At 41.9% G+C, this 22950-nt stretch carries 36 protein-coding genes; all 36 read left to right on the top strand.

The genetic code is table 11. The features are described from left to right. The first annotated feature begins 13 nt into the window (after positions 1-13). The 36 genes from rplC to C0979_RS04760 all read left to right on the top strand — a co-directional run bounded on the left by rplC (position 14) and on the right by C0979_RS04760 (position 22874). Positions 14-694: a 50S ribosomal protein L3 gene (rplC, locus tag C0979_RS04935; protein WP_101694960.1), complete on the top strand. Its 681-nt coding sequence runs from the start codon at positions 14-16 to the stop codon at positions 692-694. A gap of 29 nt (positions 695-723) precedes the next feature. After that, entirely contained in the window at positions 724-1344 is a 621-nt protein-coding gene (gene rplD, locus C0979_RS04930) for a 50S ribosomal protein L4 (RefSeq protein WP_101694959.1), read from the top strand. Further along, on the top strand, positions 1344-1649 hold the full coding sequence (gene rplW / locus C0979_RS04925) for a 50S ribosomal protein L23 (RefSeq protein WP_101694958.1): 306 nt from the start codon (positions 1344-1346) through the stop codon (positions 1647-1649). Before rplD ends, rplW begins: the two co-directional genes overlap by 1 nt. A 60-nt stretch (positions 1650-1709) precedes the next feature. Continuing rightward, a complete protein-coding gene (gene rplB, locus C0979_RS04920) occupies positions 1710-2552 on the top strand; it encodes a 50S ribosomal protein L2 (protein WP_101694957.1) in 843 nt (280 codons plus the stop codon). A gap of 18 nt (positions 2553-2570) precedes the next feature. Then, positions 2571-2852, top strand: coding sequence for a 30S ribosomal protein S19 (rpsS, locus tag C0979_RS04915; protein WP_101694956.1), 282 nt, complete (start codon positions 2571-2573; stop codon positions 2850-2852). A 26-nt stretch (positions 2853-2878) separates the two neighbouring features. Beyond that, the gene (gene rplV / locus C0979_RS04910; RefSeq protein WP_004607294.1) at positions 2879-3265 is read left to right on the top strand and encodes a 50S ribosomal protein L22; all 387 of its coding nucleotides are present in this window, start codon (positions 2879-2881) and stop codon (positions 3263-3265) included. Positions 3266-3276: 11 nt separating this feature from the next. Continuing rightward, entirely contained in the window at positions 3277-3930 is a 654-nt protein-coding gene (rpsC, locus tag C0979_RS04905; RefSeq protein WP_101694955.1) for a 30S ribosomal protein S3, read from the top strand. A gap of 2 nt (positions 3931-3932) precedes the next feature. Further along, complete coding sequence (rplP, locus tag C0979_RS04900) at positions 3933-4370, top strand: 50S ribosomal protein L16 (RefSeq protein ID WP_101694954.1); 438 nt, start codon at positions 3933-3935, stop codon at positions 4368-4370. Then, positions 4360-4569 (top strand): 50S ribosomal protein L29, encoded by a 210-nt coding sequence (gene rpmC, locus C0979_RS04895; protein WP_006445003.1) that lies wholly within the window; start codon positions 4360-4362, stop codon positions 4567-4569. The genes rplP and rpmC overlap by 11 nt, the downstream gene beginning before the upstream one ends. Positions 4570-4589: 20 nt before the next feature. After that, positions 4590-4844 (top strand): 30S ribosomal protein S17, encoded by a 255-nt coding sequence (gene rpsQ, locus C0979_RS04890; protein WP_101694953.1) that lies wholly within the window; start codon positions 4590-4592, stop codon positions 4842-4844. A 19-nt stretch (positions 4845-4863) separates the two neighbouring features. Beyond that, positions 4864-5232 (top strand): 50S ribosomal protein L14, encoded by a 369-nt coding sequence (gene rplN / locus C0979_RS04885; RefSeq protein ID WP_006427393.1) that lies wholly within the window; start codon positions 4864-4866, stop codon positions 5230-5232. A 15-nt stretch (positions 5233-5247) separates the two neighbouring features. Next, positions 5248-5559, top strand: a complete 312-nt coding sequence (gene rplX, locus C0979_RS04880; RefSeq protein WP_101694952.1) for a 50S ribosomal protein L24 — start codon at positions 5248-5250, stop codon at positions 5557-5559. Between the two features lie 23 nt (positions 5560-5582). Beyond that, on the top strand, positions 5583-6122 hold the full coding sequence (rplE, locus tag C0979_RS04875) for a 50S ribosomal protein L5 (protein ID WP_101694951.1): 540 nt from the start codon (positions 5583-5585) through the stop codon (positions 6120-6122). 11 nt (positions 6123-6133) lie between these two features. Continuing rightward, the gene (locus tag C0979_RS04870) at positions 6134-6319 is read left to right on the top strand and encodes a type Z 30S ribosomal protein S14 (protein WP_006427396.1); all 186 of its coding nucleotides are present in this window, start codon (positions 6134-6136) and stop codon (positions 6317-6319) included. Positions 6320-6352: 33 nt separating this feature from the next. Next, complete coding sequence (gene rpsH / locus C0979_RS04865) at positions 6353-6754, top strand: 30S ribosomal protein S8 (RefSeq protein ID WP_101694950.1); 402 nt, start codon at positions 6353-6355, stop codon at positions 6752-6754. A 177-nt stretch (positions 6755-6931) separates the two neighbouring features. After that, a complete protein-coding gene (rplF, locus tag C0979_RS04860) occupies positions 6932-7474 on the top strand; it encodes a 50S ribosomal protein L6 (protein WP_101694949.1) in 543 nt (180 codons plus the stop codon). Between the two features lie 17 nt (positions 7475-7491). Continuing rightward, complete coding sequence (gene rplR, locus C0979_RS04855) at positions 7492-7860, top strand: 50S ribosomal protein L18 (RefSeq protein WP_101694948.1); 369 nt, start codon at positions 7492-7494, stop codon at positions 7858-7860. A gap of 14 nt (positions 7861-7874) precedes the next feature. Beyond that, a complete protein-coding gene (gene rpsE / locus C0979_RS04850; protein ID WP_101694947.1) occupies positions 7875-8384 on the top strand; it encodes a 30S ribosomal protein S5 in 510 nt (169 codons plus the stop codon). A 14-nt stretch (positions 8385-8398) separates the two neighbouring features. After that, positions 8399-8578 (top strand): 50S ribosomal protein L30, encoded by a 180-nt coding sequence (gene rpmD / locus C0979_RS04845; RefSeq protein WP_101694946.1) that lies wholly within the window; start codon positions 8399-8401, stop codon positions 8576-8578. A 25-nt stretch (positions 8579-8603) separates the two neighbouring features. Then, positions 8604-9044 (top strand): 50S ribosomal protein L15, encoded by a 441-nt coding sequence (gene rplO / locus C0979_RS04840; protein WP_101694945.1) that lies wholly within the window; start codon positions 8604-8606, stop codon positions 9042-9044. Then, positions 9044-10360 carry a preprotein translocase subunit SecY gene (secY, locus tag C0979_RS04835; protein ID WP_101694944.1) on the top strand — a complete coding sequence of 439 codons (1317 nt, stop codon included), beginning with the start codon at positions 9044-9046 and terminating at the stop codon, positions 10358-10360. The genes rplO and secY overlap by 1 nt, the downstream gene beginning before the upstream one ends. A 66-nt stretch (positions 10361-10426) precedes the next feature. Further along, entirely contained in the window at positions 10427-11071 is a 645-nt protein-coding gene (locus tag C0979_RS04830; RefSeq protein WP_101694943.1) for an adenylate kinase, read from the top strand. Between the two features lie 5 nt (positions 11072-11076). Continuing rightward, a complete protein-coding gene (gene map, locus C0979_RS04825; RefSeq protein ID WP_101694942.1) occupies positions 11077-11868 on the top strand; it encodes a type I methionyl aminopeptidase in 792 nt (263 codons plus the stop codon). Between the two features lie 9 nt (positions 11869-11877). Further along, positions 11878-12108: a KOW domain-containing RNA-binding protein gene (locus C0979_RS04820; protein ID WP_101694941.1), complete on the top strand. Its 231-nt coding sequence runs from the start codon at positions 11878-11880 to the stop codon at positions 12106-12108. A 3-nt stretch (positions 12109-12111) separates the two neighbouring features. Continuing rightward, the gene (gene infA, locus C0979_RS04815) at positions 12112-12330 is read left to right on the top strand and encodes a translation initiation factor IF-1 (RefSeq protein WP_004607275.1); all 219 of its coding nucleotides are present in this window, start codon (positions 12112-12114) and stop codon (positions 12328-12330) included. Positions 12331-12554: 224 nt separating this feature from the next. Then, a complete protein-coding gene (gene rpmJ, locus C0979_RS04810) occupies positions 12555-12668 on the top strand; it encodes a 50S ribosomal protein L36 (RefSeq protein ID WP_003022746.1) in 114 nt (37 codons plus the stop codon). A gap of 318 nt (positions 12669-12986) precedes the next feature. Then, positions 12987-13355 (top strand): 30S ribosomal protein S13, encoded by a 369-nt coding sequence (gene rpsM / locus C0979_RS04805; protein WP_101694940.1) that lies wholly within the window; start codon positions 12987-12989, stop codon positions 13353-13355. A gap of 49 nt (positions 13356-13404) precedes the next feature. After that, positions 13405-13800: a 30S ribosomal protein S11 gene (gene rpsK / locus C0979_RS04800; protein WP_049729986.1), complete on the top strand. Its 396-nt coding sequence runs from the start codon at positions 13405-13407 to the stop codon at positions 13798-13800. Positions 13801-13902: 102 nt separating this feature from the next. Further along, the gene (gene rpsD / locus C0979_RS04795) at positions 13903-14496 is read left to right on the top strand and encodes a 30S ribosomal protein S4 (protein ID WP_101694939.1); all 594 of its coding nucleotides are present in this window, start codon (positions 13903-13905) and stop codon (positions 14494-14496) included. Positions 14497-14526: 30 nt separating this feature from the next. After that, positions 14527-15486: a DNA-directed RNA polymerase subunit alpha gene (locus tag C0979_RS04790; RefSeq protein ID WP_101694938.1), complete on the top strand. Its 960-nt coding sequence runs from the start codon at positions 14527-14529 to the stop codon at positions 15484-15486. A gap of 112 nt (positions 15487-15598) precedes the next feature. Continuing rightward, positions 15599-16135, top strand: a complete 537-nt coding sequence (locus C0979_RS04785) for a bL17 family ribosomal protein (RefSeq protein ID WP_101694937.1) — start codon at positions 15599-15601, stop codon at positions 16133-16135. Between the two features lie 586 nt (positions 16136-16721). Continuing rightward, positions 16722-16988 (top strand): hypothetical protein, encoded by a 267-nt coding sequence (locus C0979_RS12085; protein WP_242962648.1) that lies wholly within the window; start codon positions 16722-16724, stop codon positions 16986-16988. Positions 16989-17347: 359 nt separating this feature from the next. Then, the gene (locus tag C0979_RS04775) at positions 17348-18940 is read left to right on the top strand and encodes a response regulator transcription factor (protein ID WP_101694936.1); all 1593 of its coding nucleotides are present in this window, start codon (positions 17348-17350) and stop codon (positions 18938-18940) included. After that, positions 18937-20646 (top strand): cache domain-containing sensor histidine kinase, encoded by a 1710-nt coding sequence (locus C0979_RS04770; RefSeq protein ID WP_101695319.1) that lies wholly within the window; start codon positions 18937-18939, stop codon positions 20644-20646. Before C0979_RS04775 ends, C0979_RS04770 begins: the two co-directional genes overlap by 4 nt. Beyond that, positions 20636-21646: a substrate-binding domain-containing protein gene (locus C0979_RS04765; RefSeq protein WP_101694935.1), complete on the top strand. Its 1011-nt coding sequence runs from the start codon at positions 20636-20638 to the stop codon at positions 21644-21646. Before C0979_RS04770 ends, C0979_RS04765 begins: the two co-directional genes overlap by 11 nt. A gap of 97 nt (positions 21647-21743) precedes the next feature. Further along, positions 21744-22874 (top strand): galactose ABC transporter substrate-binding protein, encoded by a 1131-nt coding sequence (locus C0979_RS04760; protein ID WP_101694934.1) that lies wholly within the window; start codon positions 21744-21746, stop codon positions 22872-22874. Positions 22875-22950: the final 76 nt, after the last annotated feature.

Raw genomic sequence — 22950 nt, 5'->3', positions numbered from 1 at the left:
GGAGGTAATTATAATGAAGAAAGCTATCTTAGCTACCAAAGTCGGAATGACTCAGATCTTCAATGAAGACGGAAGTCTGACACCTGTAACGGTACTTCAGGCTGGACCATGTGTTGTAACACAGATCAAAACTGTTGAGAACGATGGTTACGAAGCAGTACAGGTTGGTTTTATCGACAAGAAAGACAAAATCATCAACAAAGACAAGGGCGGAAGAAAAGAAATCGCTCATCGTCATGGTGTAACAAAAGCTGAGCAGGGACACTTTGCAAAAGCTGGTGTATCTGGTAAGAGATTTGTAAGAGAGTTTAAATTTGAAAATGCAGGCGAGTTTGAGCTGGCTCAGGAAATCAAAGCTGACATCTTCGAAGTTGGCGATAAGATTGATGCAACTGCAATCTCTAAAGGAAAGGGATTCCAGGGAGCAATCAAGAGACACAACCAGCACAGAGGACCTATGACTCATGGTTCTAAGTTCCACCGTCACGCAGGTTCCAACGGAGCTGCTTCTGATCCGAGCAAGGTATTTAAAGGAAAGAAAATGCCGGGACACATGGGAAGCAAGAAGATCACAATCCAGAATCTGGAAGTTGTACGCGTAGATGCAGAAAACAACCTGTTACTGGTTAAAGGCTCAGTACCGGGACCTAAGAAATCTTTAGTAACTATTAAAGAAGCAGTAAAAGCTAACTAGGATTTGGCGAAGGAAGGAGGACACTAGAGATGGCAAACGTATCTGTTTACAATATCGAAGGTAACGAAGTTGGTACAATCGACTTAAATGATGCAGTGTTCGGTGTTGAAGTAAATGAACATCTGGTACACATGGCAGTTGTAAACCAGCTTGCAAATAATCGTCAGGGAACACAGAAAGCAAAAACACGTTCTGAAGTTTCCGGAGGCGGAAGAAAACCATGGAGACAGAAAGGAACAGGTCACGCAAGACAGGGATCCACAAGAGCTCCACAGTGGACAGGCGGCGGAGTTGTATTCGCTCCAGTTCCGAGAGATTACTCTTTCAAAATGAACAAGAAAGAGAAGAGAGCTGCTCTGAAATCTGCTCTCACAGCAAAGGTAGAAGAGAAGAAATTCATCGTAGTTGACGAGATCAAGTTTGATGAGATCAAGACAAAGAACTTTGCAAATATCCTTAAGAACTTAGATGTAAAGAAAGCATTAGTAGTATTAGAAGATGGAAATGCAAACGTAGAGCTTTCCGCAAGAAACATTGCTGATGTTAAGACAGCAAAGACTAATACAATCAATGTGTACGACATCTTAAAATACAACACAGTGATCGCAACGAAAGCTGCTGTTGCAAATATCGAGGAGGTGTACGCATAATGGCAAACATTCAGTATTATGATGTAATCCTTAAACCAGTTGTAACAGAGAAGAGTATGGGACTGATGGGAGACAAGAAATATACATTCCTTGTACATCCAGAAGCAACCAAGTCTCAGGTAAAAGAAGCTGTTGAGAAAATGTTCAATGGCACAAAAGTAAAAAGCGTTAACACAATGAACTGCGAAGGCAAGAAGAGAAGAGTACGTGGAACAATGCAGTTCGGAAAGACAGCTAAAACAAAGAAAGCTATCGTGCAGTTAACAGCTGACAGCGCTGACATCGAGATCTTCGAAGGATTATAAGATAAGCGCAGATCATACGGATAGAAACCGTGATAATAAACATTTGAAAGGAGAACGATCATGGGAATTAAAACATATCGCCCATATACGCCTTCCAGAAGACAGATGACTGGTTCTGATTTCTCAGAAATCACAAAGACCACACCAGAGAAGTCTTTGTTAGCTCCAAAGAGCAGACAGGCAGGACGTAACAACCAGGGAAAAATTACTGTTAGACACCGCGGAGGCGGAGCTAAGAAGAAATATAGAATTATCGACTTCAAGAGAAGAAAAGACGGAATTGCAGCTACTGTAATCGGTATCGAGTACGATCCAAACAGAACAGCTAATATCGCTCTTATCTGCTATGAAGATGGTGAAAAAGCATACATCCTTGCTCCAGAAGGATTGAAGGATGGAATGAAGGTTATGAACGGAGCAGAAGCTGAAGTAAGAGTTGGTAACTGCCTTCCACTTTCTGAGATTCCAGTAGGTACTCAGATCCACAACATTGAGCTTTATCCTGGAAGAGGCGGACAGCTTGTTCGTTCCGCTGGAAACAGCGCTCAGTTAATGGCAAAAGAAGGAAAATACGCAACACTTCGTCTTCCATCAGGAGAGATGAGAATGGTTCCGATCGTATGCCGTGCATCTATCGGAGTTGTAGGAAATGGTGACCACAACCTGATCAACATCGGTAAAGCAGGACGTAAGCGTCACATGGGTATCAGACCGACAGTTCGTGGTTCTGTTATGAACCCGAATGACCATCCGCACGGTGGTGGTGAAGGTAAGACTGGAATCGGACGTCCGGGTCCATGTACACCTTGGGGTAAACCAGCACTTGGTCTTAAGACAAGAAAGAAAAACAAATCTTCTAACAAGATGATTGTAAGAAGAAGAGATGGTAAAGCAATCAAATAATTAAGGAGGTTAGAACCTATGGCACGTTCAATTAAAAAAGGACCATTCGCAGACGAAAGCCTGCTTAAGAAGATTGATGCGATGAACGAGTCCGGTGACAAGTCTGTAATTAAGACATGGTCCCGCCGTTCTACAATCTTCCCAAGCATGGTTGGACATACAATCGCCGTACACGACGGAAGAAAACATGTACCTGTATATGTAACAGAGGATATGGTAGGACACAAGCTCGGAGAGTTTGTTGCAACCAGAACATACAGAGGACATGGAAAAGACGAAAAGAAATCAAGAGTTAGATAATTACATTGTGAAAGGAGGGTTCATCCATGGCTAAAGGACATAGATCCCAAATCAAAAGAGAGAGAAATGCTAACAAAGATACAAGACCTTCTGCTAAGTTGTCTTACGCAAGAGTTTCTGTTCAGAAAGCATGTTTCGTATTAGATGCCATTAGAGGTAAGGATGTAACAACAGCACTTGGTATTTTAACTTATAATCCAAGATATGCTTCCAGTTTAATAAAGAAATTATTAGAGTCTGCAATCGCAAATGCTGAGAATAACAACGGCATGAACGCTGAGAATCTTTATATTGCAGAGGCTTATGCAAACAAAGGACCAACAATGAAGAGAATCAGACCTAGAGCACAGGGAAGAGCTTACAGAATCGAGAAGAGAATGAGCCACATTACACTTGTGCTTGATGAAAGATAAGGAGGGCAAACATGGGACAGAAAGTTAATCCTCATGGTTTGAGAGTCGGTGTTATCAAAGACTGGGACTCTAAATGGTATGCAGAAAAAGATTTCGCAGACTACTTAGTAGAAGACCATGAAATCAGAACGTATCTTAAGAAGAGATTATACAGCGCCGGTGTTTCTAAGATTGAGATCGAAAGAGCATCCGATCGCGTTAAGATCATCATTTATACAGCTAAGCCGGGAGTTGTTATCGGTAAAGGCGGATCAGAGATCGAGAAAGTAAAAGGTGAATTAGCACAGTTTACAGATAAGAAGTTAGTAGTAGACATCAAAGAAGTTAAGAGACCGGATAAGGATGCACAGTTAGTAGCAGAGAATATCGCTCTTCAGCTTGAGAACCGTATTTCCTTCAGACGTGCTATGAAGTCTTGCATGTCTAGAACAATGAAGGCAGGAGCACTTGGTGTGAAGACTTCCGTATCAGGACGTCTTGGCGGAGCTGACATGGCTCGTACAGAGTTCTACAGCGAAGGAACAATTCCGCTTCAGACATTAAGAGCAGACATTGACTACGGATTCGCTGAGGCTGACACAACTTACGGAAAAGTTGGTGTTAAGGTATGGATTTACAAAGGCGAAGTTCTTCCGGAAAAAGCATCAAAGGAAGGAGATAGATAATCATGTTAATGCCAAAGAGAGTAAAACGTCGTAAACAATTCCGTGGTTCCATGAAGGGTAAAGCTCTTCGCGGAAACAAGATTACAAATGGTGAATATGGTATCGTTGCAATGGAGCCATGCTGGATCCGTTCCAATCAGATCGAGGCTGCCCGTATCGCTATGACACGTTACATCAAGCGTGGTGGTAAAGTTTGGATCAAAATATTCCCAGATAAACCTGTAACTACGAAACCAGCTGAAACACGTATGGGTTCCGGTAAAGGAACTTTAGAGTACTGGGTAGCAGTTGTGAAGCCGGGACGTGTAATGTTCGAGCTTGCTGGAGTTCCTGAGGAAACAGCACGTGAAGCTTTACGTCTTGCAATGCACAAATTACCTTGTAAATGTAAGATCGTTTCACGCGAAGATTTAGAAGGCGGTGATAACAGTGAAAATTAATGCATTTGTAGAAGATTTAAAAACAAAATCAGCTGCAGAGCTGAACGAAGAATTAGTAGCTGCTAAAAAGGAACTTTTCAACTTGAGATTCCAGAACGCAACAAATCAGTTAGACAATACAAGCAGAATCAAAGAAGTAAGAAGAAACATTGCCAGAATTCAGACAGTAATTACTGAAAAGGCAAATGCTGCGGAATAATCCGGAAAGGAGTATAGGCTGTGGAAAGAAATCTTAGAAAGACCCGTGTGGGTAAGGTTATCAGCAATAAAATGGATAAAACCATCGTTGTTGCCATTGAAAATCATGTAAAACATCCACTTTACAAGAAGATTGTAAAGAAGACATATAAGCTGAAAGCACACGATGAGAACAATGAGTGCAACATTGGTGACAAGGTAAAAGTTATGGAAACAAGACCTCTGTCCAAAGACAAGAGATGGAGACTTGTTGAAATTATGGAAAAAGCGAAATAGTATAAGGAGGGAAACCTGCATGATACAGCAAGAAAGCAGACTGAAAGTAGCAGACAATACAGGTGCGAAAGAGTTACTTTGTATCCGTGTACTGGGCGGTTCAACCAGAAGATATGCAAGTATCGGTGATGTAATCGTTGCGACTGTTAAAGATGCAACACCAGGCGGCGTTGTGAAAAAAGGTGACGTAGTAAAGGCTGTAGTTGTTCGTACTGTAAACAGTACTCGTCGTAAAGATGGTTCTTACATCCGTTTCGATGAAAATGCTGCTGTAATTATAAAAGATGATAAGACACCAAGAGGAACCCGTATTTTCGGGCCAGTAGCAAGAGAGCTTCGTGACAAACAGTTCATGAGAATTGTTTCTCTGGCTCCGGAAGTACTTTAAGGAGGTGCGCGTAAGATGTCAATGTTAAAGATCAAAAAAGGCGACACTGTTAAGGTAATCGCTGGTAAAGATAAAGACAAAGAAGGCAAGGTTATTGCTGTAAACCAGAAAGATGGTAAGGTTGTTGTTGAAGGCGTGAACATGCTGACAAAGCATACAAAACCAAGTGCTTCCAATGCCAATGGCGGAATCATTCATCAGGAAGGTCCGATCGATGCATCTAACGTAATGTATATGCACAAAGGAAAAGCTACAAGAGTCGGAATTAAGATGGATGGCGACAAAAAAGTTCGTTTCGCAAAATCAACTGGCGAAGTGATTGATTAATCTAAGGAAGGAGGTCCAGTGCTTTGAGTAGACTGAAAGAACAATACCAGAACGAGATCGTAGATGCTCTGATCAAGAAGTTCGGTTATAAAAATATTATGGAAGTGCCGAAGCTCGACAAGGTTGTAATCAACATGGGAGTTGGAGAGGCAAAAGACAATGCAAAGCTGTTAGATTCAGCGATTGCAGATATGGAAAAGATTACAGGACAGAAAGCTGTTGTATGTAAGGCTAAAAAATCTGTTGCTAACTTCAAGTTAAGAGAAGGAATGGCAATCGGATGTAAAACTACTTTAAGAGGAGAGAAGATGTATGAGTTCGTTGATCGTCTGATCAACCTTGCATTACCTCGTGTACGTGACTTTAGAGGAGTAAATCCTAACGCATTCGACGGAAGAGGAAACTACGCTCTTGGAATCAAAGAGCAGATCATCTTCCCTGAGATCGAGTATGATAAGATCGACAAGGTAAGAGGTATGGATATCATCTTCGTTACCACTGCAAAAACAGATGAAGAGGCTCGTGAATTGTTAACACAGTTCAACATGCCATTTACAAAATAAGGAGGTAAATTATGGCTAAGACAGCAATGAAAGTTAAGCAGCAGCGTAAGCAGAAATTCTCTACAAGAGAATACAATCGTTGCAGAATCTGTGGTCGTCCACATGCATATTTAAGAAAATATGGAATCTGCCGTGTTTGCTTCCGCGAATTGGCATACAAAGGTCAGATCCCTGGCGTAAAGAAAGCCAGCTGGTAGGCTTTGAACATTTAGAAAAGGAGGAAACAATTCATGACTATGAGCGATCCAATTGCAGATATGCTTACAAGAATCCGTAATGCAAATACTGCGAAACATGATACAGTAGACGTACCTGCATCTAAGATGAAACTTGCTATCGCAAACATCTTATTAGATGAAGGATACATCGCAAAATACGACGTCATCGAAGACGGAGTATTCAAGACAATCCGCATCACATTAAAGTATGGTGCTGATAAGAATGAAAAAGTAATCACAGGTCTTAAGAGAATCTCCAAGCCAGGTCTGCGTGTATACGCAAACAGCGCTGATGTACCGAAGGTATTTGGTGGACTTGGAACAGCAATCATCTCTACAAACCACGGTGTGATCACAGATAAAGAAGCAAGAAAGCTCGGCGTTGGCGGAGAAGTACTTTGCTTCGTATGGTAAACCAAAAGCAACTTAGTGAAAGCAAGTTGTAAAGCGATGCTTGAACTTAGTGCGAGGTTGTTCTTTGAGCTTAGCGAGGTACTTACGAGCTTAGCGAAAAGAACTTCCTTATGTAACAGACTGAAAACAGAACAATTCAGAATTGTTCCGAAAATTTAAGTTAAGGAGGATAAGGCAATGTCACGTATCGGAAGACTGCCAGTTGCAATTCCAGCAGGCGTAACTGTTGAGGTTGCAGAGAATAACAAAGTGACTGTAAAAGGTCCAAAGGGAACACTTGAAAGAGAACTTCCAACAGAGATGACCATCAAGGTTGAAGGTGAGGAAGTTGTAGTAACAAGACCAAACGATCTGAAGAAAATGAAATCTTTACATGGTCTGACAAGAACACTGATCAATAACATGGTTGTTGGTGTTACAGAAGGATACCAGAAGGTTCTGGAAGTAAACGGTGTTGGATACAAAGCAGCGAAGTCCGGAAGTAAGCTGACACTCAGCCTTGGATACTCTCATCCAGTAGAGATGGAAGATCCGGAAGGCGTTGAGACAGTACTGGAAGGACAGAACAAGATCGTCGTTAAAGGTATCGATAAAGAAAAAGTTGGACAGTTTGCGGCTGAGATCAGAGATAAGAGAAGACCGGAGCCATACAAAGGTAAAGGTATTAAGTATGCTGATGAAGTTATCAGACGTAAAGTTGGTAAGACTGGTAAGAAATAAGAAAGGAGAGTGTAAAAATGGTTAGCAAAAAATCAAGAAGTGTTGTACGTGTAAATAAGCACAGAAAATTACGTAACCGTTTGAGCGGTACTGCGCAGTGCCCACGCCTCGCAGTGTTTAGAAGTAACAATCACATGTATGCTCAGATCATTGATGATACTGCTCATCATACTCTGGTTTCCGCTTCCACTCTTCAGAAAGATGTGAAAGCAAACCTGGAGAAAACAAACAACGTTGATGCAGCAGCATATCTTGGAAAAGTTATTGCTGAGAAGGCAATCGAGAAAGGTATTAAAGACGTTGTCTTCGACAGAGGCGGATTTATTTACCAGGGTAAAGTTCAGGCATTAGCAGACGCAGCTAGAGAAGCTGGGTTGAATTTCTAGAAGGAGGAGCACACATGAGACAGGAACGTATTGATGCTAGTCAGTTAGAGTTAAATGAAAAAGTAGTATCAATTAAACGTGTAACCAAAGTTGTTAAAGGTGGCCGTAACATGAGATTCACAGCTTTAGTAGTTGTTGGTGATGGTAATGGCCATGTTGGTGCAGGTTTAGGAAAAGCTACTGAGATTCCGGAAGCAATCCGCAAAGGAAAAGAAGATGCTGCAAAGAATCTGATTTCAGTAGCCTTAGATGAAAATGATAGTATTACACATGATTTTATCGGTAAATTCGGAGGAGCTTCTGTATTACTGAAGAAGGCTCCGGAAGGTACTGGAGTAATCGCCGGTGGTCCGGCGCGTGCCGTAATCGAGATGGCAGGAATTAAGAACATTCGTACAAAATCTCTTGGTTCCAACAATAAGCAGAACGTAGTTCTTGCTACAATCGAAGGATTACGCCAGGTTAAGACTCCGGAAGAAGTAGCTAAGCTTCGCGGTAAATCTGTTGAAGAGATCTTAGGCTAAGGAGGTAGATTAAGATGGCAAATTTAAAAGTTACATTAGTGAAATCTACAATTGGTGCTGTACCGAAGCATAAGAAAACTGTAGAAGCATTAGGACTTCGCAAGTTAAACAAGACAGTTGAACTGCCGGACAACGCAGCAACAAGAGGGATGATCAAACAGGTTTCTCACCTGGTAAAAGTAGAAGAAGCATAATTATATCAGATAAGGAGGTGTCACAATGGATTTATCAAACTTAAGACCTGCTGATGGAGCAAAACAGAGTGATAATTTCAGAAGAGGACGTGGACACGGTTCTGGAAATGGTAAGACTGCTGGTAAGGGACACAAAGGTCAGAAAGCTCGTTCTGGAGCAACAAGACCAGGTTTCGAAGGTGGACAGATGCCATTATATAGAAGAATACCAAAGAGAGGTTTCAAGAACAGAAACTCTAAAGAAATCATTGGTATTAACTTAAGCGCTCTTGAAGTATTTGAGAATGATACAGTTGTATCTGTAGAGACTCTGATTGAACAGGGAATCGTAAAGAACCCAAGAGATGGTGTTAAGATTCTTGGAGGCGGAGAGCTGACAAAGAAACTGACCGTTCAGGCAAATGCATTCAGTGCAAGTGCAAAAGAGAAGATTGAGGCTGTAGGTGGAAAAGCAGAGGTGATCTAATGTTAGAAACATTCCGAAGAGCATTTCAAATTAAAGATATTCGCAAAAAAATCGGATACACGTTTTTGATGTTGATCGTTATTAGAATTGGCTCACAGCTGCCGACACCGGGAGTGAATACGGAGTTTATTCAGAACTTTTTTGCCCAGAATACGGGGGAAGCGTTTAACTTGTTTAACGCTTTCACCGGGGGCTCTATGGAGCGTATGTCAATCTTTGCATTGAGTATTACGCCATACATTACTTCTTCCATTATTATGCAGTTGCTCACAATTGCGATTCCAAAATTGGAAGAGATGCAGAAAGATGGAGAAGACGGAAGAAAGAAGATCGCAGCAATTACTCGTTATGTGACGGTGATTTTGGCGCTTATCGAATCTACAGCTATGGCAGTAGGATTTGGACGTCAGGGACTTTTGACAGAATATAATTTCGTCAATGTTGCAATCGTCGTACTTACACTCACAGCAGGATCTGCGTTCCTGATGTGGATCGGTGAACGGATCACAGAAAAGGGTGTGGGAAATGGTATTTCCATTGTCCTGGTAATTAACATTGTTTCCCGTATTCCAAGTGATATGACAACTCTGTTTGAACAGTTTGTCAAAGGAAAACCGATCGCTTCCGCAGCGCTTGCAGTAGTAGTTATTCTTGCAATTATCATTGCTCTTGTTGTATTCGTAGTAATTCTTCAGGGCGGTGTAAGAAAGATTGCAGTACAGTATTCTCAGAAAGTGGTAGGAAGAAAGACCTATGGGGGTCAGTCCAGTAACATTCCGCTGAAAGTTAATACTGCAGGTGTAATCCCGATTATCTTTGCGTCATCATTGATGCAGACACCGGTTGTTATTGCATCCTTCCTAGGAAAAGGCAACGGAACCGGAATTGGAAGTGAGATCCTTCGTGGTCTCAACCAGGGAAACTGGTGCAATCCAGCACAGCTTAAGTATTCCTGGGGACTGTTGGTATATATCATTCTGACTGTATTCTTCGCTTATTTCTATACCTCTATTACGTTTAACCCGTTAGAGATTGCAAATAACATGAAGAAAAACGGAGGATTTATCCCAGGTATCCGTCCTGGAAAACCAACGGTTGATTATCTGACAAAGATTTTGAACTACATTATCTTTGTTGGTGCATGTGCACTGATTGTTATTCAGGTTGTGCCGATCCTCTTTAATGGATGGCTTGGCGCAAATGTATCGTTCGGTGGTACTTCCCTGATCATTATCGTCAGCGTTGTGCTTGAGACGTTAAAACAGCTTGAATCACAGATGCTGGTACGTAATTATAAGGGATTTTTAAATAAGTAAGATTTTGACTCGCGGGAAAAGGCTTTTTTTCGCGGGTTAAAATGCTATTAAGGAGGAAACATATCTATGAAGATTATTATGTTAGGTGCACCTGGTGCAGGAAAAGGTACTCAGGCAAAGAAAATTGCAGCAAAATACAATATTCCTCACATTTCAACAGGAGATATTTTCAGAGCAAATATCAAAAATGGTACAGAACTTGGAAAGAAAGCTCAGACATACATGGATCAGGGGCTTCTGGTTCCTGACGAACTGGTTGTTGATCTGGTAGTAGACCGCGTGGGCCAGGAAGATTGTAAGGACGGTTACGTTCTGGACGGTTTTCCGAGAACGATTCCTCAGGCAGAAGCGCTTGATAAAGCGTTGGCAGCGATCGGAGAGAAGATGGATTTTGCTATTGATGTAGATGTACCGGATGAGAATATTATCCGCCGTATGGGCGGACGCCGCGCATGCGTAGGGTGCGGAGCAACTTATCATTTGGAATATGCACCGACGAAGGTGGAAGATATCTGTGATACTTGCGGAAAAGAACTGATTTTAAGAGAAGATGACAAGCCGGAGACCGTACAGAAACGTCTCGGTGTGTACCATGAGCAGACACAGCCGCTGATCGATTACTATACAGCAGCTGGAATCTTAAGAACAGTAGACGGTACGGTTGATATTAACGATGTATTTCAGGCAATCGTAGGCCTGTTAGGAGCGTAAGCAACATGCCAATTACGATAAAATCGACCCGAGAAATTGAATTGATGAAAGAAGCTGGACGCATCCTGGAGATTGTTCATAACGAACTGGAAAAAGAGTTGCGTCCGGGAATGACAACCAAAGACATAGACCGCCTGGGAGAAGAAATAATCCGCAGTTATGGATGTATCCCATCCTTTCTTGGATATAACGGTTATCCGGGATCCATTTGCGTATCCATCAATGACGAGGTCGTACATGGAATTCCAAGTGAACATCGTTTTATCAGAGAAGGAGATATCGTGAGTCTGGATGCAGGCGTCATCTATCGGGGATACCATTCCGATGCGGCAAGAACACATGCTGTCGGAAGGATCAGTAAAGAAGCACAGGAATTGATTCGGGTAACGAGAGAATGTTTCTTTGAAGGGATCAAATACGCGAAAGCAGGCAATCACTTATTTGACATATCTTCTGCAATTGGAAGATATGCAAGTGAGCGTGGATACGGAGTTGTACGTGATTTGTGCGGCCATGGGATCGGAACGGCGCTTCACGAAGCACCGGAGATTCCAAATTATGAGATGAAGCGAAAAGGGGTTCTTCTGAAGGCCGGAATGACATTGGCCATTGAGCCGATGATCAATATCGGCGGATGGGAAGTTGACTGGCTTGAGGATGACTGGACTGTTGTTACCAGAGATCATTCACTGTCAGCGCATTATGAAAATACCGTGCTGATTACGGATGAAGGACCAAAGCTTCTAACCTTGACTACGCAGACTGCGAAAGATCAAGAGTCAGAACAGGCAGAGTAGGAGCGGCATATGGAAATGAAGAAAGGGATGCTTGCGGTGTCTAAAGCAGGACATGATGCAGGCGAAAGATATGTGATTGCTGCCGTAGATAACAACTACGTTTATCTGGTGGACGGGAGAATCCGGACGTTGGATAAGCCGAAGAAAAAGAAGAAAAAACACATTCAGATTATCGGGAGAACCTATGATCTGGAAGGCGCGACAGATGTAAAAATCAAACGGATATTAAAGGAGGATTAATCTATGTCAAAGGCTGACGTAATTGAAATTGAAGGAACTGTTGTTGAGAAGCTGCCAAATGCTATGTTTCAGGTAGAGCTGGAGAATGGACATCAGGTGCTGGCACACATCAGCGGGAAGCTTCGTATGAACTTCATTAAGATTTTACCGGGAGATAAGGTAACATTAGAATTATCTCCATATGACCTGTCAAAAGGAAGAATTATCTGGAGAGATAAATAAGAGGATCAAGAGAGGGCACTAGCGTTTGGAAAGAAAACGAGAAGTGCCCTTTTTTTTATAAAAAATTTGTTGACTTTCTTATATATAAAGTGCTATACTATATGAGCACGTTTCTAGGAGTTAGTCTGCCCTTTGGTCTTAGAGTTGCACAAAGATCGAAGGAAAGGTGTAGGAAATCGTGCAGACACAAAAGGCAGAGCAATGGATGAAAGGAGGATCCCCTAATGAAGGTTAGATCATCAGTAAAACCAATTTGCGAAAAATGCAAAGTAATTAAGAGAAAAGGAAGCATTCGCATTATTTGTGAAAACCCTAAGCACAAACAGAGACAGGGTTAATCACTGGGCGAAAAGAAGCTTAACGAGGCGGCTGACAGTGGACACGCCTGGAGGTGTGTAGACTGTTTTAGATATACAAGGAGCACCTGTAGCCGGTGAAAATCCTTCGTATATTGCTTCTAATGCCGGTCCGTCCTTACCGTCGGATAAGCGTGTGGTTTTGAAAAATCACCGATTAGAAAGAGGACCGGAAAGGGTGTGGATACCGAAACGCACCTGGGATTTAAAGATCCCCTATTAAAGACGATGTGCGCAAGCTGAAAAAGTGTTGTTTTTCAGCGAAACAAGAAAAAACAAGGAAAATGGAGGAAAATTCACATGGCACGTATTGCAGGTGTAGATTTACCAAGAGACAAACGAGTAGAGATCGGGCTTACTTACATCTACGGAATCGGTAGAGCAAGTGCAACCCGTATTCTGACAGAGGCAGGAGTAAATCCTGACATTCGCTGCAGAGATCTGACAGACGAAGACGTTAAGAAGATCAGCGCAGTTATCGACGAAACACAGGTAGTAGAAGGTGACTTGAGAAGAGAGATCGCTCTTAACATTAAGAGACTTCAGGAAATCGGATGCTACAGAGGAATCCGTCACAGAAAAGGACTTCCGGTTCGTGGTCAGAAGACAAAGACCAACGCAAGAACAAGAAAAGGTCCTAAGAGAACAGTAGCAAACAAGAAGAAATAGGCAGACATTAAATATCAAAGAAAAAAAGAAAGAGTAGGTTAGTTTTATTATGGCAAAGAAAGTTACAAAAAAAGTGACAAAAAAACGTGTCAAGAAAAACGTTGAACACGGACAGGCTCACATCCAGTCATCTTTTAATAACACAATCGTTACATTAACAGATGCACAGGGAAATGCTCTGTCATGGGCAAGTGCAGGCGGTCTTGGATTTAGAGGTTCAAGGAAATCTACCCCTTATGCAGCACAGATGGCAGCTGAGACAGCAGCTAAGGCAGCATTAGTACATGGCTTAAAATCAGTTGACGTTATGGTTAAGGGACCAGGTTCAGGAAGAGAAGCAGCAATCCGTGCTCTTCAGGCATGTGGAATCGATGTAACAAGCATTAAGGACGTAACTCCGGTACCACACAACGGATGTCGTCCACCGAAACGCAGAAGAGTCTAGTTCTTATTTGAATACAGTAAAGAACAAAAGGATGAAGTCTTTTCGAGCCTAGTCTCGAAAAACTCCCTTAGAAATGAAAATAATCAGGAGGAAAACGAAAACATGGCAGTAAATAGAGTTCCGGTTCTTAAAAGATGTAGATCCCTCGGAATGGATCCAGTTTATTTGGGAATTGATAAAAAGTCTAACAGACAGTTAAAGAGATCTAACAGAAAGATGAGCGAGTATGGTCTTCAGTTACGTGAGAAACAGAAAGCAAAATTCATCTATGGCGTATTAGAAAAACCGTTCAGAAACTACTTTGAGAAAGCTCAGCGTATGAATGGTATGACAGGTGAGAACCTGATGAGAATCCTGGAGTCCAGACTGGACAACGTAGTATTCCGTCTGGGACTTGCAAGAACAAGACGTGAGGCTAGACAGATCGTTGACCACAAGCACGTACTTGTTAACGGAAAGCAGATCAACATTCCATCTTACCTGATCAAAGCAGGCGATGTAATCGAGATCAAGGAAAAACACAAAAGCTCTCCAAGATACAAAGGTATCGTAGAGGTTACAGGTGGACGTCTTGTTCCGGAGTGGTTAGAGGCTGACCTGGAGAACCTGAAAGGAACAGTAAAAGAACTTCCAAGACGTGAAGTAATCGATGTTCCTGTAGATGAGATGTTAATCGTCGAATTATATTCTAAATAATAACCCGTAACACCACAGGAGGTGGACTTAGTGTTTGATTTTAATAAACCCAATATTGAGATAACAGAGATTTCAGAAGATAAGAAGTATGGAAGATTTGTCGTAGAGCCGCTCGAAAGAGGATATGGTACTACATTAGGTAACTCTCTTAGAAGAATTATGCTTTCTTCCCTGCCTGGTGCTGCAATCAGCCAGGTGAAGATTGACGGAGTTCTTCATGAGTTCAGTTCAATTCCTGGTGTTAAGGAAGACGTGACTGAGATCATTATGAACTTAAAGTCACTGGCTATTAAGAATACATCTGAGACAGATGAGCCGAAGACTGCTTATATCGAGTTTGAAGGAGAAGGCGTTGTAACAGCAGCAGATATTCAGGTGGATCAGGATATTGAGATTATGAACCCTGAGACTGTTATCGCTACTTTAAATGGCGGTGCAGACAGCAAACTGTACATGGAACTTGTCATCACAAAGGGCAGAGGATATGTAAGCGCTGATAAGAATAAAAATGAGGAACTGCCGATCGCGGTAATTCCGATCGATTCCATCTATACTCCGGTAGAGCGTGTAAATCTTACTGTAGAGAATACTCGTGTGGGTCAGATTACAGACTTTGACAAATTAACTTTAGATGTATACACCAATGGCACACTGCTTCCTGATGAAGCAGTCAGCCTGGCAGCAAAAGTATTAAGCGAGCATCTGAAACTCTTTATCGATCTGTCTGAAGTTGCACAGGCAGCAGAAGTTATGATTGAAAAAGAAGATGATGAGAAAGAAAAAGTTCTTGAGATGAGCATTGATGAATTGGAATTATCCGTTCGTTCTTACAACTGTCTCAAGAGAGCAGGCATTAATACTGTAGAAGAGCTGACAAACAGAACACCGGAAGATATGATGAAAGTACGAAATCTGGGACGTAAATCTCTGGAAGAAGTACTTGCAAAACTCGATGAGTTGGGACTTGGTCTCAGCAGAGGAGAAGAGTAAGAGTAACTTCCTTAAAATGTATCCGCTGATAAGCCCGAAGTGCGCAGTGGAGGCATTTGGCTAGTAAGCCCGAAGAAGCATAACCAAGTGTGAAAAGTGGAGGATAAAAGAAATGGCAAAGTATAGAAAGCTCGGCAGAACATCAAGCCAGAGAAAAGCATTATTAAGAAACCAGGTAACAGCACTTCTGAACAACGGAAAGATCGTTACCACAGAAGCTAAGGCAAAAGAGATCCGCAAGATCGCTGAAGGCCTGATCGCTATGGCAGTAAAAGAAAAAGACAACTTTGAAGAGGTTACTGTAAAGGCTAAAGTTGCCCGCAAGGACAAAGATGGCAAGAGAGTAAAAGAAGTTGTAGATGGTAAAAAAGTTACTGTATACGATGAAGTTGAAAAGACAATTAAGAAAGATATGCCAAGCAGATTGCACGCTCGTCGTGAGATGCTGAAGGTTCTCTATCCTGTAAAGGAAGTTCCAGCAGCACAGGCTGGTAAGAAAAAAGGTACAAAACAGGTAGATCTGGTTGCAAAATTATTCGATGAGATCGCACCGAAGTACGAGAACCGCAACGGTGGTTACACAAGAATCGTTAAGATTGGCCAGCGTAAAGGTGATGCAGCTATGGAGGTTCTGATCGAGCTGGTATAAGCTGGAACAGATTCTGATAATAGAAGCGTAAAATAGAAGGAGTTGATACAAGATCCTAAGGGGTGTTGTATCAACTCTTTTTTTGTGGAGAGTGTTATAAAATGTTATTGCAAACTGTCCACGAACAGAAACTCTTTTAAAATGTTGAATTTGACAATTCAAAGGTCTTTTGCTAAAATAAAGATGTAAATAAGGCACTACTGATAGTTGGTTAGTCCCAATTATTTAATTACTAAAAAAGTAACCGTCATCCTTGGGCGAGGGGCGGTTACTTTTTTGATTGATTTATATATGCAATCAGAATCGTTACAACGATACTGAGTATCATTAGTACGATGGAGAGCAACTCAAAATCACTCATAAGTCAAGCCCTCCTTTCCCAGATTTCCTGTAAGCAGGATTTCTATGTAATCAGAGGGTTCAGTCCCCCTGTTGAAGGACTAACCGCCTACCATTCTCATGTAGTGCCTTGATTTATTCTATCAAAGGGAGTGTTTGATGACAGCGTTATCATAAAATAGTGCAGGAAACATAATTCAATTTTGTTTGAGAGGAAAAGAATTGAAAAAGAATCGAAATGTGCAATATGCAATATGTTACTGATAAAAGAGTAGAGTGGATATATGCTGTAAGACAAGAAGCGTCTGGTTTTTTAGCACTTCTTTATGCAGTTAAGGCAAATACAGAAATTCCTGAAGAAATAAAGGAAATAGGGTATTCTCATATGCTGTTAGATACACTTCCATTTTTGGAAAGTGTAATACATATCTATAAAAAATTTGGTCTTTATGAGATTGAAAGTTACAACGATAGTCCTATGGATACCTCTATTTATATGAGACTTGATTTATAAATTAATATGCATATACAGCGAAAACCCGCTAACCTTTCGGCTAACGGGTTTCGTTGTTTTATAGTTATCTAAAGGAATGAGAGTAAAGTGCGGCATCTGGAAAACCAGATGCGTTACTTTTATGAGGGGGGAGATAGTTGATGTGTTCTTCAACTATCTGTCTTAAAGTATACATGGGAAATGTGTCTAAAGTATGTTAATTTCCTTAAAGAAAACTGAAATTTCTTAAGGGTTCCTTAAGGGAAAGATATTCCAGTATACGAAAGTGATTGCCACTACTGAAAGGAGTGGGTATAATAAGAACAGAACTGTAGATGGTATCAGTTTACAGAGGATACAGGAAGTAAAGGGGAAATAGAATGTATACAGTTGTTGTTGCGGATGATGAAGAGGAAATCCGCAGAGGAATTATTAAGAAAGTAAGATGGGAAGAGCTGGGATTTCGGGTAGTAGGTGATGCGGAAAATGGTGTGGAAGCGTTGGAGTTGGTTGAAAAGCTTGAGCCTGATCTATTGCTTACGGATATTCGGATGCCGTTTATGTCAGGAATTGAGCTTGCGCGTCAGGTAAGAGAGATTCGGCCGACGGTGCAGATTGCATTTTTAAGTGGGTTTGATGATTTCTCCTATGCGCAGCAGGCGATTCAGTATAATATTATCAGCTATATGTTGAAGCCGATTTCATCACAGGAATTAGAAGAAGAACTGAAGAATATCAAAGAGATCATTGACCGGAAGTTTGAAGAATTCGCGTCGAAGGAATCCGTTCAGGATCGTCTGGACAAGTCAGAATTCATGCTTCCGCTTCTTTTAGAAGGATATCAGGGGAAAGTTACAGAAGAAGTGAAAGAAGAACTGCGGCGGAATGCATTAAGCTGCGGGCTTCTAGGAAGCAGTGATCCGGAAGTGTATCGATATGTGGTCATGGTGACCAGTATTTCAGATCAGGGAAAGGATCATACGACACGTGCAAGTGTTCAGGCCATCGACATGATTTTGAAAAAATATGTTCGTTCTGTCAGCTGCTATATGCCAGGAAGAGTGGTATCGATTTTGTCTGCAACAGAAGGCGGGTTTCAGAAGTATCTCCATATTATTGTAGACGAGATTGTACAGAGCGTAGCCAGAATTATAAAGATGCAAGGAACTGTGGGAGTCAGCAGAAGTACAGATTGTCTGGCAGAATGCAGAGAATGTTATCTGGAGGCAATGGAGGCATTAAGCTATTCAAGGCAGAGAGAAAGCAACGTGCATTTTATTGCGGATGAGGAAAGAGGAGGCTACGTCAGTCAGGATATTACGGAAAATACCATCAGTCAGATGGAAGAGCTGCTTCGAGGCGGAAGTACGGAAGAAATCAGAGGATTTTTGCAGGATTTTACCGTTAAAATAGCGTCCGGGGAAATTGCTCCGGCAGTGGCCGATTTTCTGTTGACGCAGATGACAGCGGCAACTTATAAGGTGCTTTATACAGTTGCTGGAGAGGGGGCGGTGGAACATCTGCAGGAGAATTTCCAATTGACAAGCCATAATCTGGTGGAACAGATCATGGACTCTTATGAAAAATATATTTCGTTGTGTATTGGCGCAAAAGAACTGATTTCCGAACAGAGAAAGAAGAGTGGGGAAGTACTCTGTGAACGGGCATTGAAATTAATTGAGACGCATTATTCAGATCCGGAACTGTCAATTGTCAGTGTCAGTGCAGAGATTGCGGTCAGCCCCAATTATTTGAGCGCTTTGATTAAGAAGACTACAGGACATACCTTTGTGGAAATCTTGACGGCGCGCCGAATTGAAAAGGCAACGGAACTGTTAACGTGCACTGCGAAGAAAATTCGAGAGATCACAGAAGAATGCGGCTATCGAGATCAGCATTATTTCAGCTATTGTTTTAAGAAGGCAACAGGAATGTCTCCGAACCAATGCAGGAAGGAAAAGGGAATGGCATGATAAAAAAGGCTGAAAAAGAAAAAAGGGGCTTGTCCTTATCGTTGATTTTTACCTTGCTGGTGGCAGCTATAGTGCTTCTGACTTCTATTATTACTATTTTGGTATTCACGCAGATTTACAGAAAAGGCGTAGAGCGAAATGCGGTAACCAGCAGCGAGCAATCGGTGGTACAGGTACAAAATATGGTAGAATCCTACACACGAGATATGGAAGAAGTGTTGGGAACGATTCGTACCAGTTTCCAGCTTCAGGGTACCAATCCGGGTGAGTTTATTCAGGATTTGGTAGAGATCCGGGAAGATGTTGTGGCGGTTACTACTTATAATGAAGAGGGAGAACTGATGGAGTGCTGGTCCAGTGGGGAAACCATGAAACCGAACTGTTATCAGAATTTATCGGATGTTAAAGTCCCGGATGACGGAAGGATGCATATCAGTAAACCACATGTGGCAACCCTGTTTAAACAATATTACCCTTGGGTAGTTACCATTTCTCAGATTATTCAGGATGCGGATGATCAGAAGATTAAGGTGGCAATGGATATTCGATTTTCCAATATTGCGAATTATGTGGACGATGTAGGAATTGGCGCTCATGGATATTGTTATATTGAAGATACCGACGGCAATATTGTCTATCATCCACAGCAGCAGCTGATCTATTCCGGATTGAAGAAGGAGAACGCCAGAGGCGAAGATGGAGTCGAATATGGGGAAGAAGCAATTTATACAACCCGGACACTGTCAGAAAGCAAGTGGCGCATTGTAGGCGTTTGTTACGTAGATGAGATGGTGACCAATAAGGTAGAAGATATGGTGCTGCTGTTGATTCTGATTTTGATTATTGTATTGATTGGTACGCTGTTTGTTGGAATTTTGATTTCCAATATTTTTGCAAAACCGGTAAAAAAGCTGACGCAGGCAATGCGGTCATTCGAGAAGAATGCAGAAAATTATACGTATCAGCAAGTAGGCGGAACAGAAGAAATTGTGGAATTATCCAGATCTTTTGAACATATGGTCGTTCGGATTCAGAAGTTGATGGAAAAAGTAAGGCGGGAAGAGATTACACTTAGAAAGACAGAGTTAAAAGCGCTGCAGGCACAGATCAATCCGCACTTTCTATATAATACATTGGATGCGATTGCATGGCTGTGTGAAGATGGCAGAAGTCAGGATGCAGAAGACATGGTAACGTCACTTGCAAAGCTTTTCCGAATCAGTATCAGTAAAGGGCATGAATTGATTACGATAGAAAAAGAGATTCAGCATGCAGAGAGTTATTTGAGAATTCAAAAATTCAGGTATAAGAATCAGTTTACCTATCATTTTGATGTGGATGAAGAATGTTTAGGCTACCTTTGTAATAAGATTACACTTCAGCCGATTATAGAAAATGCAATTTATCACGGAATTAACCGTATGGTAGATGAAGGAGAGATTCTAATTGAAGTGCATCAGGATCAGGACGACATTATTCTGGCAGTAGAAGACAACGGTGTGGGAATGACAGAAGAACAGTGTCAGGAAATTATGAAAAAAGAGCGGGGAGACCGAACCGGTATCGGAATCAAAAACGTAAATGACAGAATTAAAATATACTTTGGAGAAGAATATGGTCTTTCTATCACCAGTGAACTGGACGAGGGAACCCGCGTGACCATTCGGATGCCGAAAGTAACAGAGAGGGAAAGCGATGGCAAATAGAAGAAAATATAAGCTGGTAAGCGTTGGTCTTGTGCTTGCGCTTTGTGTAGGGCTGTTAGCAGGCTGTGGAGGAATGGGCTTCCTAAAAAAGGGGAAGGCATTGGAGTCAGATCGTAAAAAAAAGGTTGTCTTGATTGCTAAATCAACGGAATCAGAGTTCTGGAAGTCTGTATTTTCAGGAGCAAATGCAGCTAGTACAGAATATAATATGGATTTGATGACGATAGGACCTAAGAATGAAGAGGACTATCAGACCCAGAATGATATGATTGAAGAGGCTGTGGCAGATGGGGCAGATGCTATTATTTTTTCAGCGATTGATTATGAAGAAAATGCAGATGCCATTAATGCAGCGGCTCAAAAAGGCGTGAAGATCATCGTGATTGACAGCGATGTCAATAGCAACCGGGTGGAGTGCAGAATCGGAACCGACAATTATGAGGCGGGGCAGATGGCGGGCGAGGCAGCTTTGGCTGGAGAGGAAGACAAGATTTATGTCGGAGTTGTTAATTTTGACAAAGTGTCTGAAAATGGACAGACCAGAGAACAGGGGATGACGGACACTTTGAAAAAAGATGAGCGTGCAACTATTGTGGAATCTGTGAATGCGAGGTCTACGATTGACTCGGCAAAATCCGCTACGCTTCGGATGTTAGAAGAGCATCCGGAGATTAATGTATTAGTAACATTTAATGAGTGGACGAGCCTAGGAGTAGGATACGCGATTCAGGAGTTAAAGGCGGGAGACAGGATTCGGGTTGTGGCATTTGACAGCAATGTGATTTCGGTAGATATGCTGGAAAGCGGGGAAGTCGATGCGCTGATCGTTCAGAATCCTTACGCCATGGGATATATAGGAGTAGAAAGCGCTTACAAAGTTTTGAATGGATATGCGATCACGGAGAAGGAGATCGATACCGAGACACAGCTTGTGGTGAAGGAGAACATGTACAGCGAAGCATGCCAACGTATGTTATTTACATTTGAAGAAACCAGGTAGAGTATTATTTTGAACATTTTTCTGAGATTATCCTATGGGTTTGGACAGGCTCTGATGCTATACTAAGTGTAAATCAAATGTCAAAAGGAGGTACATTATGAAAAAGAAAATTATTGCAGTGTTACTTTGCGTAGCAATGGTAGCAGCAATGGCTGTCGGATGCGGAGGAAAGGAAGACAGCAAAGGCGGATCTGGAGATAAGAAGGAATCAGATCTGAACGTAGGTGTATTCTACTACACATACTCTGATACTTACATTTCATCTGTTCGTACAGCTCTTGATAAGAAGCTTGACGAGATGGGTGTTAAATATCAGGATTACGATGGAAACAGCAACCAGACAACACAGAACGAGCAGATTGATACAGCAATCCAGACAGGTGCTAACCTGCTGATCGTTAACATTGTTACTTCTGGTTCTAACGATGCTTCTACACAGATCATCGACAAAGCAAAAGCAGCAGATATCCCAGTTATCTTCTTCAACCGTGCGGTTGAGGATTCTGAAGGAGAAGAAGGTGTAGTTCTGAATACATATGACAAATGTGCATTCGTAGGAACAGACGCTCCGGAAGCTGGACATATGCAGGGCGAGATGATCGGTGACTACGTTGTAGAGAACTACGACAAAGTTGACCTGAACGGAGACGGAAAGATCTCTTACGCTATGTTCATGGGACAGTTAGGAAACGTTGAAGCTATCTACCGTACACAGTATGCAGTAGAAGATGCTGATAAGAAGTTGGAAGAAGCTGGAAAGCCAGCATTAGAGTTCTTCGATTCAGCTAACACAGATAAGTACCAGGTTGACCAGGATGGTAACTGGAGTGCTACAGCAGCTAACAACTACATGACAACAAACCTTTCTCAGTACAACGAAGGAAACAACAACATGATCGAGCTGATCATCTGTAACAACGACGGAATGGCTGAGGGAGCAGTTGCAGCTCTGAATGACAAGGGTTACAACACTGGAGATCCAGAGAAGACAATCCCTGTATTTGGTGTAGACGCTACAGATTCTGCTAAGAAACTGATCGCTGATGGCAAAATGGTTGGAACAATCAAGCAGGATGCAGAAGGTATGGCAGAATGTATCGCACTTCTTTCCCAGAACGTAGGTGATGGAAAAGACTTATTAGACGGAACAGACGATTACAACAAGTCTGAAAAAGTTGAGAAGAAGATCTACATTCCATACGGAATCTACACAGGTGAAGAAAAATAATAAAAAACTTGTAAAATGTTAATAAAGAAGGGCAGTCGCCAGAAGATTGGGGACTGCTTTTCTTTGGAAGTAAGAT

The sequence above is a fragment of the Dorea phocaeensis genome, from assembly GCF_900240315.1.
Taxonomy (GTDB): domain Bacteria; phylum Bacillota; class Clostridia; order Lachnospirales; family Lachnospiraceae; genus Dorea_B; species Dorea_B phocaeensis.
Note: the sequence above shows the minus strand (reverse complement) of the source record. Positions and strands in the feature narration are given on the sequence as shown.